General features: G+C 45.3%; 11 protein-coding genes. 5 read left to right on the top strand and 6 right to left on the bottom strand.

The genetic code is table 11. The annotated features are described in order from the left end of the window. The first annotated feature begins 50 nt into the window (after nucleotides 1–50). From EXU30_RS03295 to EXU30_RS03285, 3 genes are all read left to right on the top strand, one after another. Nucleotides 51–1,277 (top strand): CobW family GTP-binding protein, encoded by a 1,227-nt coding sequence (locus EXU30_RS03295; RefSeq protein ID WP_130597802.1) that lies wholly within the window; start codon nucleotides 51–53, stop codon nucleotides 1,275–1,277. Between the two features lie 632 nt (nucleotides 1,278–1,909). Beyond that, nucleotides 1,910–3,067, top strand: coding sequence for an HlyD family secretion protein (locus tag EXU30_RS03290; RefSeq protein WP_130597801.1), 1,158 nt, complete (start codon nucleotides 1,910–1,912; stop codon nucleotides 3,065–3,067). Then, entirely contained in the window at nucleotides 3,057–4,076 is a 1,020-nt protein-coding gene (locus EXU30_RS03285; protein WP_130597800.1) for a DUF2955 domain-containing protein, read from the top strand. Before EXU30_RS03290 ends, EXU30_RS03285 begins: the two co-directional genes overlap by 11 nt. A 182-nt stretch (nucleotides 4,077–4,258) precedes the next feature. Here EXU30_RS03285 and EXU30_RS03280 read toward each other — a convergent pair whose 3' ends face one another. The 3 genes from EXU30_RS03280 to nadK form a co-directional block, all read right to left on the bottom strand. After that, entirely contained in the window at nucleotides 4,259–7,063 is a 2,805-nt protein-coding gene (locus tag EXU30_RS03280) for an FAD-binding and (Fe-S)-binding domain-containing protein (protein WP_130597799.1), read from the bottom strand. Nucleotides 7,064–7,186: 123 nt separating this feature from the next. Further along, on the bottom strand, nucleotides 7,187–8,851 hold the full coding sequence (locus EXU30_RS03275) for an L-lactate permease (protein ID WP_130597798.1): 1,665 nt from the start codon (nucleotides 8,849–8,851) through the stop codon (nucleotides 7,187–7,189). A 375-nt stretch (nucleotides 8,852–9,226) separates the two neighbouring features. After that, complete coding sequence (gene nadK, locus EXU30_RS03270) at nucleotides 9,227–10,105, bottom strand: NAD(+) kinase (RefSeq protein WP_130597797.1); 879 nt, start codon at nucleotides 10,103–10,105, stop codon at nucleotides 9,227–9,229. Nucleotides 10,106–10,263: 158 nt separating this feature from the next. Between nadK and grpE the strand changes: the two genes are divergently transcribed. Continuing rightward, a complete protein-coding gene (gene grpE / locus EXU30_RS03265; RefSeq protein WP_130597796.1) occupies nucleotides 10,264–10,884 on the top strand; it encodes a nucleotide exchange factor GrpE in 621 nt (206 codons plus the stop codon). A 282-nt stretch (nucleotides 10,885–11,166) separates the two neighbouring features. Here grpE and dxs read toward each other — a convergent pair whose 3' ends face one another. Genes dxs through xseB form a run of 3 tightly spaced genes read right to left on the bottom strand, consistent with a single transcriptional unit; the run spans nucleotide 11,167 to nucleotide 14,252 of the window. After that, complete coding sequence (dxs, locus tag EXU30_RS03260; protein WP_130597795.1) at nucleotides 11,167–13,041, bottom strand: 1-deoxy-D-xylulose-5-phosphate synthase; 1,875 nt, start codon at nucleotides 13,039–13,041, stop codon at nucleotides 11,167–11,169. A gap of 20 nt (nucleotides 13,042–13,061) precedes the next feature. After that, complete coding sequence (gene ispA / locus EXU30_RS03255) at nucleotides 13,062–13,961, bottom strand: (2E,6E)-farnesyl diphosphate synthase (protein WP_130597794.1); 900 nt, start codon at nucleotides 13,959–13,961, stop codon at nucleotides 13,062–13,064. 57 nt (nucleotides 13,962–14,018) lie between these two features. Then, nucleotides 14,019–14,252 carry an exodeoxyribonuclease VII small subunit gene (gene xseB, locus EXU30_RS03250; RefSeq protein WP_130597793.1) on the bottom strand — a complete coding sequence of 78 codons (234 nt, stop codon included), beginning with the start codon at nucleotides 14,250–14,252 and terminating at the stop codon, nucleotides 14,019–14,021. Between the two features lie 338 nt (nucleotides 14,253–14,590). Here xseB and pomA point away from each other — a divergent pair, with 338 nt between their 5' ends. Continuing rightward, nucleotides 14,591–15,358, top strand: coding sequence for a flagellar motor protein PomA (pomA, locus tag EXU30_RS03245; RefSeq protein ID WP_130597792.1), 768 nt, complete (start codon nucleotides 14,591–14,593; stop codon nucleotides 15,356–15,358). Nucleotides 15,359–15,361: the final 3 nt, after the last annotated feature.

Raw genomic sequence — 15,361 nt, 5'->3', positions numbered from 1 at the left:
CTAAAATTAATGATTAGTTTCAAAGAAGAGCTTATGACTAAAGGGATGTCATGCGCATAGCAAAAACAATTAAAACCAATGTGATTACCGGTTTTTTAGGTGTGGGTAAAACCACGCTAATCCAGCAATTATTGGCGAATCGACCCGAGGGCGAAACCTGGGCAGTGCTGGTTAATGAGTTTGGCCAAGTCGGTATCGACGCAGAGCTGTTAGCTTGTAAGAAAACAGGCAGTTCCCATATCATCAACAGCCAAAACGGAAGTGCTCAAACCGGAAGCTCTCAAACTAAAGCGCAGCAAGCAAATACTAATCAAGGACAGGTGGCGATTAAGCAAGTGCCCGGCGGCTGTTTATGCTGCGCGGCGGGTTTGCCTGCGCAAGTGGCAATTAATCAGCTTATCCAACAAGCCAAGCCAGATAGAATTTTGATTGAGCCCACAGGGCTTGGGCATCCCAAAGAGATCCTGCAAACCCTGCAAAACGAGTTCTTTAAGCCGATTATTTCCCTTGGCAACGTGATTACCTTGGTAGATGCCCGCAAAGTGGCTGACGAGCGTTATACCAGCCATGAGATATTTATCGACCAAGCCAAAGTGGCGGATTGTATTTTGGTTAGTAAAGACAGTCTGTACCAAGCAGATGAGGCCGCGCAGCTAAGTCAATGGTTAGACAGTATTGGCTGCGGCGCTACGCAGCAATTACTGAGTAGTGACTTGTACCGCGTTGATGCAGAAAACGTTGTGAGTACCGACGGGCAATTTGCCAGTCATCTGGTTAATGATGTGCAGTTGCAAAGTGGTTTTGAGCAGATTTATGACCTATTAAATCAGCCTAGTGCCTTTGCCAAACGTGTACCGCAGGTTAAGCCAAAGTTGTTGCAGGTGCCAAGTCATCAGGATATTAGCCTATTCAAGCCCAGTAATGCAGTGGCCCCAACAGAGCTTGCTGAGTTCGACTGGCAAGGTGAAATCTTCCACCGTTTTTCTCAGCAGCAAGGCGAGTTTGCGAGCATCGGTTGGGTGTTTTCGCCAGAAGTAAGCTTTGGCTTTGAGCGCGTTATGTCTTGGGTTGAACGCCTAAAGCAAGCTGATGTGCTGCGTTTTAAAGCGGTGGTCATTACCTATGACGGTATTCTTGGGGTGAATTACGCTGATGGCGCTTTGTCACTGTCTGAGATTGATGATGCGCTAGACTCGCGTATCGAGCTGATCAGCGATAAACCTCTCGATGACAAGGAGCTTGAGCAAAGTTTGCTAACCTGTGTCGGCGGGCATTAGTCATAACACTGTGTCACCAGCTGGCTTAAAGTTAAGTTTCAGTTTGTTGCGTACTTCTAGCTTTTGGTACTTTTCCTTTCAATTTTGAACCATCTACTGCATTGGATGGTTCAATGCAGTTAACTGCCACTAATCACTACACTAATAGAAACGCACATGTATTGCCTGAATATTGGCCGCAGATGGTGAATGAAATAGGTTCTACCTCAATGGTAAAAAACAGTTATCAGTTCAGGTAAATATTGTCACCACGATAGGTTGTTTTGCGGCAGCATAGACTCATCTTGCATAGCCAGCTCCTTTGGAATTACGCAGTCCTAAGGCAATAGTTAGATTTCAAAATTACAACTAAGGCATAGTTTTATTGTGTGTTTAAATAAAATCTTGCCTGTCAGCTATACTGTTTGCTTATGTTATTGAGTGTTGTTCTTATTTAGGAAATCAAGAATCCTTCGCTGCCTATTACTCATATCCCGTAGGTTCACGATATACTTTCCTTTGGAACTAATGCTTTGATAACACGAATTTTATTGTAGCCCCTAGTTTCATATTGGCTAGTTACTATCAAGATTGTTATTTCGTGCAAGTTCATCTATTGATTAATGATAAATCAATTTTTTTAGGCTGATTTTATGAAAGAAAAAAGTAGCGAATTAGCTAACCTCTCAGAAGCAGAATCTGGATCAGATGTTATAGAGCAAGGTAAAGACGCTGAAGCTATTGCACAGAAGCCAGAAAAAGTTCGTAAGCTCACGAACTATTTACTCTTGCTGATTGGCGTGATGATTGTGTTTAGTATGATCGCTGATCGCATAATTCCTATCACTGACAATGCTCGTATCAAGGGTTACGTTGTGCCGATTAAGCCACAGGTATCGGGACAAGTGATGGACATTCTTGTTCAGCCTAACCAGCTTATTAATCGTGGTGACGTATTAGTTAAGCTAAACCCCGCAGATTATGAAATTGCTGTTGCTCAAGCAAAGCAGAGCCTTGAGCTTGCCGGGCAACAAGTTGGAGCACAGACTGCGAGTATTGCGTCTGCTCAAGCTCGATTGACTAGTGCAAACGTAGAAAAAGAAGCGATAGAGCTACAAACTAAGCGTTTGCTCGCGATGTCAGAAAGAGGCGTTATTTCAAATGCTGAGGCGGACGATGCAAGAGCAAAGTTGGCTGCGGCAAGGGCGAATGTACTAAACGCCGAGGCTGATTTAGAGAGAGCTAAGCAGCAACTAGGCAGTGATGGTGAGGAAAACACTCAGGTTAAGTCTGCACTGTTAGCATTAGAACAAGCACACCTTAATTTAGAACGATGTGTGATAAAGGCGCCAACAGACGGTGGTGTTTCTAACTTTAGTTTGTCTGAAGGGTTTTATGCCTCGGTGGGGCAGCCTTTAATGACTTTTGTGTCAACTGAAAGCCTGTGGGTGGAAGCTTATTTTAGGGAAAATAGCCTTGGAAATGTAAAAGTCGGCGATCCTGTTGAAATAGCATTAGACTTTGCGCCTGGAAAAATAATTAAAGGCAAGGTGTCGAGTGTCGACTGGGGAATAGATTGGGGTCAAAGCAATCAGGCAGGAAAACTTGCTGAAGCCTCTACCCAAACCGGTTGGTTAAGGCAAACGCAAATGTTACCAATCACTATAGAGTTTGAGCGTAACGAAGCTAAAGGTGTGCTGAGAATAGGCGGTCAAGCAGATGTCATCGTTTATACCGACGATAATTGGTTCTTCAACACATTGGGTAAGTTTTGGATCCGCGTTGTGAGTTATTTGTCGTATGCAAGATAACGCTCAAACACAAAGACAACTCGAACTTAGCATTTTTCGCTATGCCTTTGGAGTTGGGCTTGCGGTATTTCTAGCTGCATGGATCGACTGGCCGTTGGCATTCGTCGCTCCAGTATTTACAGCAAAGTTCTTGTTAGATAAGCCAACATATAACTGGGCAACCGTTTATGAGTTATTGATAGCCATGATTGTGACCATGGCTTTAGGTCTTGTTTTATCTGGGGGGATTACGGAGTATCCCGTAGCTTTAATGTGCCTTGTTGGTTTGATGATGCTTTGGGGGTATTTCTTATTTACTAACCCTAAATGGAATTTGTTTGCGACCATGCTTATTATTGCCGTTTTGATGCTACCTTTTGTCGCAATGTCGAGTCCATCAGCATCATTGTTCCTGGCGTTTGGTCTAGCTGTGTCTGGAGTTGTTGCGGTAGCAATATTCGCATTGATGCATATATTGATGCCTGATGTTAGTGAACGAACGGCTGAACCAGCTCCTATGCTAACCACTAACCAGAGGTGGTATACCACAGTTAGAGCAATGCTGATTTCATTTCCTGTTGTTTGTTTCTTTTTCGTTTTTCAAATCTCTCAAGCACTACTTACTATGATGTTTATCGCTGTGTTCTCGCTTATGATAACCAAAGAAAATTCCGTCAAATTGAGTTCTTTTTTAGTTTTAAGCAACGCTATAGGTGGTGCGATCGCCGTTGTGGCTTTTGTTATCTTAGGTCTTAATGCGACTCTTGGTTTCTACGTGATTTTCATTACATTTTTGGCGCTGATTATTTCAACAAAAATCTATACTGAACCAAGTAAAGGCGCTGTTTATGCCACAGCGTTTTCGACGGTATTAGTTTTACTCGGTAACACACTCATGAGTAGTGGCGATATAGGCAATAACATGTGGGTTAGAATTGTACAGTTGGTCTTAACCAGTGTTTATATGATCGCTACCGCCTACTTTCTAGAAACTCGGCAGTGGAAGTTTTTACAGCAACAATCCTTGTGAGTAGCGCGGCTTGCTTAGTGCCTTATATTTGGCTAAACAATGCTGCGTTTTAGTTGCATTCAGTTTTTTGGTTACTAATAGAGCCGCAAAGTATACCAGCCTAAATTAACCTAAGAATAAAACAGCCGCTTGATTGCTCAAGCGGCTGTTTTGTTATTGAGTTAAAGCAAGACTAGGCTTAGTTAACGCGTACACTCTTCCAGTAGATACACCAGGTGGCGATATGGAATGCCGCTGTGCTGAGTTAAACCCACTTCACACATACGGTTAGCGTAATAACCTTCTTTCGTTTCAGTAGGGATTAGCTTTTTAATATTTCGCAGGGCGCTGGCGTTAATTTCAGGCTTATACAAACCTTTCTCACCGGCGTAACCACAACAATAAACGCCTTCTGGCTCAACGATTTGCTCAGCGCAAGCCTCTGCAATACCTTGCAGTTTCGGCTCAAGCTTCATCTTACGGGCACTACAGCCTTGATGCAGAGTAATGCTCGACTTCTTAGTGATTTGCATTTTTGGCAGCAACTCATCATGCATAAACTCAACCAAGTCCAGCAGCTCGACCTTAGGGTTGCCTGTTAGGGCGCGGTAGGTACAAGATAGTGCATCGACAACTACAGGCACTTTGCCGTTGTCAGATAGCTCAGCTAGCGCATCAATCAACTCATCGCGTTTAGCATCGGCGTTTTTAAAGTCGCCCTTTGACTCCCACATTTGACCGCAACACAGGCTGCGCGTGTTATCTGGGGTGATGACGTTGTAGCCGCTACGTTCAAGTAAGGTCACTACCACTTCTGGTAGCGTTCGATTATCCGGATCTTTTGGCGTTGGACCAAATGTACGACCGCCACAAGCTGGGAAGTAAACCACGCTTGGTTTGCTTGGGTCTACTGGCGCAGTTTTCGCTAGCTTGCCGCCTTTAGGGAAATCAGGGTTCCAGTAAGGGACTTCTTTAGATACCTTACGGCCAACATCCATAATGGCTTTAGTGACGCCATCGCCAGTGACTTTGTGGATAATATCGAGCGCATCGAAACCTGTGCTGATCACCTGATTAACCGCGCCAAAGTGCTTGGCTTGGAAGTCCAATACCTTTTGCTCTGTCGTGGTGATGTATGGCGTGCGCAGTTTGCGTACTAAATTACCCATAGAGTTATCGACAGGGCAGGCAATGGTACACAGCTGACAAGCGGCGCAGGTATCAATCACATCATACTTAGCATCTGCGCGCATTTGCTCCGCGGCTTGCTTATCACCACTTTGCTCTAGACGTTCAATTTCACGAAGGGTCGCAATACGTTGGCGCGGCGAGAAGTTTAACGCCGATGTAGGGCAGGTCTTTTCACAGAAACCACACTCAATACAGCGGTCAACATAGTCATCAACCACTGGGCATGGCTTGATGTTTTTAACGTGAATTTCGGTATCGTCATTTAAAATGACGCCAGGGTTTAGTAAGTTCGTTGGGTCAAAGATGTGCTTGATTTGCTTCATCAAGGTGTAAGCATCTGCACCCCATTCCATTTCAACAAACGGTGCCACAGCACGGCCAGTACCATGCTCGGCTTTCATTGAGCCGTCGTATTTGTTGATTACCATCTCAGCCACATCTTGCATAAAGTCGTGGAAGCGCTGAATGTCAGCTTCACTCGAGAAAGTTGGCGTAATGATGAAGTGGAAGTTACCTGCTAGAGCGTGACCATAAATCACGCCTTCTGGGTAGCCGTGTTTGTGGAATAGTTCGGTTAAGTCTGCGGCAGCTTGTGCAAGGTGCGGTAGTTCAAACGCTACATCTTCAATGATGACTGAGGTGCCTTTTGCACGCTCGCCACCAATAATTGGGAATAGCCCTGAGCGCATTGCCCAGTATTCACCAAATACCGCAGGGTCATCACTAAATTCAATTGGACGCTCTGTTTGAATGTGGGCAATTTTCTCAACTACAGTTTGAGTGTAGTTATTCAAGGTTTCGCTATCGTTAGCGCGGCATTCGATAAGCAAAATTGCTGCGCCTTGTGGTAGCTCAGATAACCACTCAGGCATGCCTGGCTTGCCGGTTACTGCTTTAATCGATGCCCAGTCAAGCAGCTCTACAGCTGCCACTTCGTGGATGTCTAATGGCGGCACCGCTTTTGCCGCATCTTCCATGTTGAAAAATACCGCTAGGGCAGATGCCTTGCATTTAGCTTCTTCTACCGTGTGGTAGGTCACCTCATTAACAAAGGCGAGTGTACCTTCAGAGCCCACAATTAAGTGGTTAATTAAGTCAAACGGTTCGCTGTAATCCACTAAGGCATTGATTGAGTAGCCAGTGGTGTTTTTGATAGCGAACTTCTTGTTAATACGCGCGGCTAAGGTCGGATTGTTTTGCGTCATCTGCGCAAGGTCAGCCAATGATTTGAGCATGTCACCATTGCTTGCTGCAAACGCGGCTTTTGATTGCTCACAGCCTGTATCCAACTCTGTGCCATCAGCAAATACTAGTTTGGCTGACTTGATGGTTTGATAGGAATTTTGCGCGGTGCCACAGCACATACCAGAGGCATTGTTGGCAACAATACCGCCAATTTTACAGGCAGATAAAGTTGCTGGGTCTGGACCAATTTTTTTGTTAAGCGGTTTGAGCGCTGCGTTGGCATCAGCGCCAATTACAGCGGTACCAAGTGTTACTAGGTTTGCATCATCACTAATTTCAATTTTTCTAAAGCCATCGTGACCTAAGATTAGCAAGATGCCTTCACCAATAGCTTGGCCTGAAAGGCTGGTACCAGCAGCACGGTAAGTGACAGGCGCTTGATGGTTACGGGCAATGGTTAGTGTTTGTTTTACTTGCTCTACATTATCGGCATGCACCACAATTTCTGGCACGATTCGAAAATAGCTTGCATCGGTAGACCAGGCGAAACGGCGCACTGGATCGTTACTTACGGCATCCTTACCAAGTACAACTACAAGCTCATCCATGACGGTTTGATAATTAATCGACATAGTTTTTCTCAATACAGGTGTGATTTTGAGTCAAACGGCACTTAGATTCGACTCAAACAAAGTTTTAGCAACTAGCCTCATCAATGACTAGTTGCACGACATATCTATAAGTGTAGGCGTTAGTTAGAAACCACCCCAAATCATTGCAATTGTGCCGGCAGTAAATGCATAGAGAAGTGCAACCGGCATGGTTTTACGGATGATTTCAGATTCGCGGCCGGCCATTCCCACAACGGTTGCAGCAGCCACTACGTTCATCACACACATCATGTTGCCAGCATTAGCACCAATTCCTTGCAGGGCGAGCACTAGGGCATGGTTCATGCCGATATTGTCAGCAACAGAATACTGAAGGCCTGAGAACATCATGTTTGAGAAGGTGGCAGAGCCAGATAAGAAGGCACCGAAAATACCCACAACTGGCGCCATCCACGCCCAAATTGCGCCCATTGATGAAGCGAGTAAATCTGCAAGTGCAACGGGCATAGACTCAAGACCTGCATCATTTTGGCCTGAGTTAAGGAAGATTTTCACCATAGGTACTGACGCACCCAGGGAGATAATGGTTGGCAACATAGAGCTACAAGAAGTCGTGAACGACTGTTTGATGCTTTTACTGTTCATTTTAAACAGTACAAAGCCAACTAAACATACCACCACGAAGAAAATGCCTGGCGCGTAGAAGGTCGCAAAACCCGCTTTAAGCTCTGTGCCTAATAGATTGGTCCAGCTGATGTTAAAGCTGGTTAGGAAGCTTTTAAATGGTTCGATTACACGAGATAACACTAGCAGTGCTGCCATAATGATGTATGGAGACCATGCTGCTACCTGACTGAATTTAACCTCAGTTCCAGGATTACCAGCAAAGGCTTTGGTGTCGCTGTTGTCATCTTCAGCAGTTTTCTCGAAATCGTTCCAGGCTTTCTCTGGTAATAAGTAACCTTTTTTCGCTACTGGAATAACAATTGCCATACCAACCAGTGCGCCAATGACAGACGGGAATTCAGGGCCGGCGAAATAGTTAATTAACCAAGCTGGTACGGTAAAGGCTAAGCCTGAGAATAGGGCAAACTTCCAAATTTCAAGGCCTTCTTTAAAGGATTTGTTTTTGCCAAAGAAGCCGGTTAACACACACACTAGTACCAGTGGCAGCAAAGAGCCTGTGATCAGATCGATGGTGATCATGTGCATTGCAATATATTGGGCAAAGTCGGCAAAACTGCCACCATGCTCGGCAATTTGCGCCGCGGCCATGTTGACGCCACCTTCGGTTAGACCTTGCTCCATACCAAATAGCACTGGTAAGCCAATTGCGCCGAATGATACAGAGGTAGAGTCAGCGATTAATGCCACAACTGCTGCTGCAATAGGTGGAACACCCAGCAGCACTAGCAAGGGCGCGCCGATGGCTGCAGGAGTACCAAAACCAGCAGAGCCTTCAATAAATGAACCAAACAGCCAACAAATAATAATGACCTGCACACGAGCGTCGCTACTAATATTGGTAAAGCCGGCGCGGATAGTATCCATGGCGCCTGAGTATTTAAGGGTATTTAGTAAGAAAACAGCACCAAAGATAATGCTTAGTGGGGTAAGGGCGGAGAGTAAACCTTCAACGACAGATGCAGCTAAAAAGCCGCTGTCCATCTGCCATACAAATACTGCTGCGAGTGCTGTTGCCACCATAGAAATTGGCATAGCCTTTGAAGCAGGAAGTTTTAGCAATACTAAGAACACCAGTACACTGATCACAGGTGTTAGGCTTGCTAGAAGTTGTATTGTAGTCATACGTACCTCTATTTGAGTACATTTAAGGGTATTTGTTTTTTGACGACGGTTAATAAAAGGTTACCGAGTCAAAAGGTGCATGTAATAGACGACATTTGCCTTATTAATAAATTGATCAAGATCATTCGAAATTGTTTCAACTATGCAACATTAGTAAAGTGTGAAGTAACTCGATTCTGCTCCTTATTCAATGTGATCTCGATCACGCTGGTTATGCTGGCTTTAATCAGCTAACTAGGTAAAAAAGTTATAAAAGTGATTTTAGTTAGAATTATTGCTTATCGGCCCATATTGCCGTAAAACACCTTGTATACCTTTATAGGTACTCAAGTGGGTGAAGCGATTCGATGCTAGCTAACAAATCCTAAAATAGTCTTAAAATAGCTTAGAACCCCAGCCAAGTTTGTTGCGCAATACATGGAAGTAGTTATGACCTTTAGGGTGAATGAGTCTTAGGCGCTCTTCAGAGCGGCGAATAATGATTTCATCGCCCGGCAGGACCGCGAGGTGCACATGGCCATCACAGCTGACCTCAAGGTTTTCACCATTGTTTGGTGATACGACAAGCTTAATCGTGCTGCAGGCATCAACCACGATAGGTCGACACGATAACGTATGTGGGAACATCGGCACTAAGATCATCGCTTGCAGATTTGGAGTTAATATCGCGCCGCCTGCAGAAAGCGAGTAGGCAGTTGAGCCTGTTGGGGTGGAGACAATCATGCCATCAGCTCGTTGGCTGTACATAAATTGCTCATCGATATAGACCTCAAATTGGATCATGTGGGCAATTTTGCCAGGGTGAAGTACGGCTTCGTTAACAGCAGTATTGCTAGAGGTAATTTTGCCATGGCGATGCACCTCAGCTTCAAGTAAAAAGCGGTGCTCGGTTTCAAACTCGCCTTCGAGTACTTTTGCGAGTGTGTCTTCAAAGCCATCAGGAGGTAGGTCGGTTAGAAATCCAAGATTACCGCGGTTTACGCCAATTACCGCAACATCAAAGCGAGCAAGCACGCGAGCCGCGCCAAGCATATTGCCGTCACCACCTACTACAACGGCAAGATCGCACAGCTTACCCATCTCCAATAAGTCCATTGATTCAACATTGCTACCAAGTTCCATAGCAACTCTCTGCTCAACGATGACCTTATAGTCTTGCATAGAAAGCCAGTGATGCAGACGCTTTAAGGTAAGGTTGGTACCTTTATGGTGAGGCTTACCTATTAATCCAATGGTTTGAAACTTTTTGCTCATAAATGAATTTGATTGGCCTAAAGCCTTGAAAGCGTAAAATTGATCCCCATAATATACCCAAACTAGCCTAATGTGTGAGTGTTCGACCTCAGAGTCTGGCGAATATCTCAGGTATTATTGAATGAATTTTTAAAAGAGCATTTTTAGCTGGAGTGAAAATGAGCAACGAGTCAAACACTGCCTCTCAGGAGCAAGTAGAAGAAGTGGTAGCAACTGAAGTAGAAGTTGAGACGGGTGAAGCCACAGTCGAGAGCGTAACGGATGAATTAACTCAAGCTAATTTCCGTATCGAAGAGTTAGAGCAACAGCTTGCAGAGACTCAAGCGCAGCTTGCTGAGCGTAAAGACGTAGAGCTACGTGCAGCGGCGGAAACACAAAATATCCGTACTCGTGCGGCACAAGATGTTGAAAAAGCACGTAAGTTTGCTTTAGAAAAGTTCGCTAACGAGCTACTACCTGTTATCGACAATATGGAGCGCGCGCTTCAAGGCACCAGTGCTGATGATGAAGCAACCAAAGCTATCCATGAGGGTGTTGAGCTAACCATGAAAGGTTTCTTAACTACCGTTGAAAAGTTTGGTGTGAAACAAGTTGACCCACAAGGTGAAGACTTTAACCCAGATCATCACCAGGCTATCGGTATGCAGCCAAGTGCTGAGTTCCCTGCGAACAAGGTGATGATGGTAATGCAAAAAGGTTACCTGCTAAATGACCGCCTATTGCGCCCAGCAATGGTAATGGTGTCACAAGGTGGCGGCAGTGTAGATACCCAAGCATAATTTGCTAGGGCATTTATGATTGAGTGAAAAACCGAGCTTAGGCTCGGTTTTTTGTTTTCAGCCTCAAAGCATAGGTGGTTATCATTCGATTAGGCTTGGCCTGAAAATTCCAGTGTTTCCTGTTCTGGCAGCGCTAAAGATTAACTCAATGCTTTAGGTATAGCTTCAGCTGGTTAGGTAAGGCATTTTTCACCTTCATAAACGAAAAAGCCCCAGCATAATGCTAGGGCCTTATAAACATAGGTAGCGGTTCGCTACCCAGCTCGCTATTTATCTACTTTTTTACTTAGCTAAATAAGCACGAACTTGTTTTTCAATACCCGCAGCATCAAGTTCAAGCTCTGCGATAATCTCATTTGGAGCACCGTGCTTAATGAACTCATCTGGCAGACCAATTTGTAGCACTGGCTTGGTGATTTTATGCTTTTGCAATAACTCCAGAACGCCAGAGCCGGCGCCGCCCATAATGGCGTTTTCTTCTATGGTAACAATAACGTCATGGCTGTTAGCGAGCTCAAGCACTAACGCTTCGTCAATTGGCTTAACAAAGCGCATATCAGCAACCGAGGCATCTAACTGCTCGGCAGCAGCTAACGTTGCCGCAAGCGTGGTACCAAAGTTAAGCATGGCAACTTTTTTAGCCTCGCTTTGGCGTCTTAGCACACCTTTACCGATTTCAATTGCCGTCATTTGCTCAACTTGCTCAGCACCTGTTGCACTGCCGCGAGGATAGCGCACGGCACATGGGCCATCTTGATACATGTGGCCAGTGTATAGCATTTGGCGACATTCGTTTTCATCAGATGGCGCCATAATTACCATATTTGGAATGCAGCGCATAAAGCTTAAATCAAACGCTCCTTGGTGGGTTGGACCATCTGCGCCTACAATGCCGCCGCGGTCAATAGCAAATAGTACCGGCAGTTTTTGCAGTGCAACGTCATGAATAAGCTGATCGTAGCCACGTTGCAAGAAGGTCGAGTAAATCGCCACAATTGCATTTAAGCCTTCTACCGCAAAGCCAGCACCTAAGGTTACCGCGTGCTGCTCAGCAATGGCTGCGTCAAAATATTGCTTAGGGAATTTCTGTGAAAACTCCACCATGCCTGAGCCTTCACGCATTGCTGGGGTAATTGCCATTAACTTGTTGTCGGTTGCCGCCATGTCGCAAAGGAATTTACCAAACACTTGTGAAAAGGTGGGTAAGCCAGGTTTAGTGGCAGGCTTTTTAAATTGCGATGGGTCGAACTTAGGTACTGCGTGCCAGCCGATTGGATCTTTTTCAGCAGGCTCATAACCGCGGCCTTTTTTGGTCATAATGTGCAGGAATTGCGGGCCTTTTAAGTTGCGCATATTACGCAAGGTATCCACCAAACCGTTTACATCGTGGCCATCAATCGGGCCGATATAGTTAAAGCCAAGCTCTTCAAATAAGGTGCCAGGCACCACCATGCCTTTTAAATGCTCTTCGGTACGCTTAGCCATTTCTTTCAGAACTGGCATATCTTTGAGCGCGCGTTTAGAGTTTTCGCGAATAGTGGTGTAGAAGCGGCCTGACATCAGTTGCGCGAGGTGATTGTTCAGTGCGCCCACGTTTTCCGAAATTGACATTTCATTATCGTTGAGTACCACGAGCATGTCGTCATGCAGATCGCCTGCATGATTCAAGGCTTCAAACACCATGCCGCCAGTAAGCGCGCCATCGCCAATCACAGAGACCACTTTACGGCCTTTTCCTTCACGCTCAGCCGCCACAGCCATACCTAAGGCTGCGCTGATTGATGTGCCTGAGTGGCCAACGCTAAAGGTGTCGTATTCGCTTTCTTCGCGCCATGGAAAAGGGTGCAAGCCGTTCTTTTGACGAATGGTATGCATCTGCTCACGGCGGTTGGTTAGAATTTTGTGTGGGTAGGCCTGATGACCGACATCCCAAACCAAGCGGTCGAAAGGGGTGTTATAGACGTAATGCAGGGCCACGGTAAGCTCGACTGTGCCTAGTCCTGAGGCAAAGTGTCCGCTTGATGCGCCCACAGATTGCAGTAAAAACTGTCGCAACTCATCAGACAGCTGCGTTAACTGGCTTTGTGGGATCTGTTTTAAGTCTTCCGGTGTATTAGCACGGGCTAGCACTGGATATTGGCTATGATCAAAGCTCATATTGGGAAGTTCTGCTCTTTTTATAATCTACGCTCGACAATATAGCGGGCGAAATTTTTAATTAACTGGCTATTGTAAGGCAAATTAGTCAGCGCTGATAGTGCATCTTCAACAAGTTGCTTAGCACAGTTTTCGGCACCCTCTAGTCCCATTAATTTAGGGAAGGTACTCTTGTTTGATTGCTCGTCACTGCCTTGTGGCTTACCAAGCTCTTCAGTGCTGGCGGTAATATCAAGGATGTCATCTTGCACCTGAAATGCTAAACCGAGTGCTTGACCATACTCAGTCATGGCGGTTTGTTCTAGCTCACTGGCACTGGCGGCAATAAGGGCAAGTTCAATAGCGCAGCTGATGAGGGCGCCGGTTTTCTTATTGTGTAATTCTGTCAGTCTTGTTAAATCAATACGCTTGTCTGTTGAGCTCAGATCAATTGCTTGACCACCACACATACCCACATAGCCAGAGGCTCTTGCTAGGGCTTTAACCATAGCTAATTGCTGAGCTGGTGCCAGTTGAGAATTGGGTTCGCTAATGAGCTCAAATGCTAAGGTTTGCAGCGCGTCACCCGCTAGAATTGCTGTCGCCTCATCGAAGGCGATATGTACGGTTGGCTTGCCGCGGCGTAGCTCGTCATCATCCATTGCCGGTAAATCATCATGGATAAGAGAGTAGGCGTGAATGCACTCAATGGCTGCGGCTGCGCTATCAAGTTGCTCAAGTTTAGCGCCAAGCATTTCGCCAACAGAGTAAACTAGAAATGGTCTGATGCGTTTGCCGCCAATTAGCGCGCCGTGGCGCATGGCTGCTTTTAAGTGTGAAGCTGAGTCGTCGAGTTGATCGATAGTCTCTGCCAAAATGGCATCAACTCGAGTTTGGTAATGCTTAATCGCCTCAGAAAGAGGAAGTGAGGAAGTATCCACTGAAAACCTTGCCGTGTTAAATTGCTAACTATGGATGCGCTTGCTAGTCGCGTTAGATTATTCGCTGTCAGGCTCAAATGTTTGTAGCTGACTGTCGTCATCTAAAAGAATAGAGACTTTTTGCTGGGCTTGATCAAGCTTAGTTTGGCTTTGGCGAACTAGCTTGATGCCTCGCTCAAATTGTTTCAGTGCGTCATCAAGGGCAACATCACCTTGCTCTAAGTTGTCAACGATTTGTTCTAGCTCTGAAATAGCCTGCTCAAAACTGAGGCTTTCTAACTTTTTGGCCACGATAATTTTCCCTTAAGTTCAGCGTGTGACAAGGTATATCAGCAACGACTTGTGGTCAAATTAAGTCGGCGGATATTTGCACAAGGACACGCTTTATTTAGAAACTTTTATGACAAAGCGCTAATTAGTTCTAAACTTGCCTCGCATCTTACCGATAAGTAATTGTAATACCTGTTTGTTAGCCTAAAATAGAATTCAAATCAGCAGCGTAAAACTGAATACTGTTGAGTGTGGGATACGTTGATTATTACAACAGTCACAGATAGCGCTGTATGCGGTATTCATTAGCAACATGATCAAGGCAGATTAGAAGTATAAGCTCAGGTTGAGGAGATATTGTGGATTTAGCGACCCTTATAGGAATAATTGGTGCGTTCGCATTCGTACTCGGTGCGATGGCGACCAGTGGTGGTATCGGTATTTTCGTCGATGTCGCGTCAATCTTGATTGTATTCATGGGCTCGCTGTTTGTGGTTTTGATGAAGTTCAATCTCAAGCAATTTTTCGGCGCCATTAAAATTGGTATGAAAGCCTTCATGTTTAAAATTGATAAACCTGAAGACTTGATTGAGCAGTCAGTCAACATGGCTGACGCAGCTCGTAAAGGTGGCTTCCTTGCGCTTGAGGAAGCACAAATTACCAACAGTTTTATGCAAAAAGCGGTAGATATGCTGGTGGATGGCCATGATGGTGAGGTGGTACGCAATGCACTAGAAAAAGACATAATGTTGACTGAAGACCGTCACAAACTCGGTGTCAGTATTTTTAAGGCCATGGGTGATGTTGCCCCTGCTATGGGTATGATTGGTACACTTGTCGGTCTGGTTGCCATGCTTTCAAGCATGGATGACCCAAAAACCATTGGTCCATCAATGGCGGTAGCACTTTTAACTACACTTTATGGTGCGATGATCGCCAATATGATTGCGATTCCTATGGCTGATAAGCTAGAGCTGCGTATGAAAGAAGAGCTGCTCAACCGTAATTTGATTATGGATGCGGTTCTAGCTATTCAAGATGGTCAAAACCCGCGTGTGATTGAAGGCTTCTTGAAGAACTACCTTGCTGAAAAATCTCGTCAAATCGATACTACGGACGGGGAATAGCCC

Source organism: Shewanella maritima (assembly GCF_004295345.1).
GTDB classification, from domain to species: Bacteria; Pseudomonadota; Gammaproteobacteria; order Enterobacterales; family Shewanellaceae; genus Shewanella; species Shewanella maritima.
Note: the sequence above shows the minus strand (reverse complement) of the source record. Positions and strands in the feature narration are given on the sequence as shown.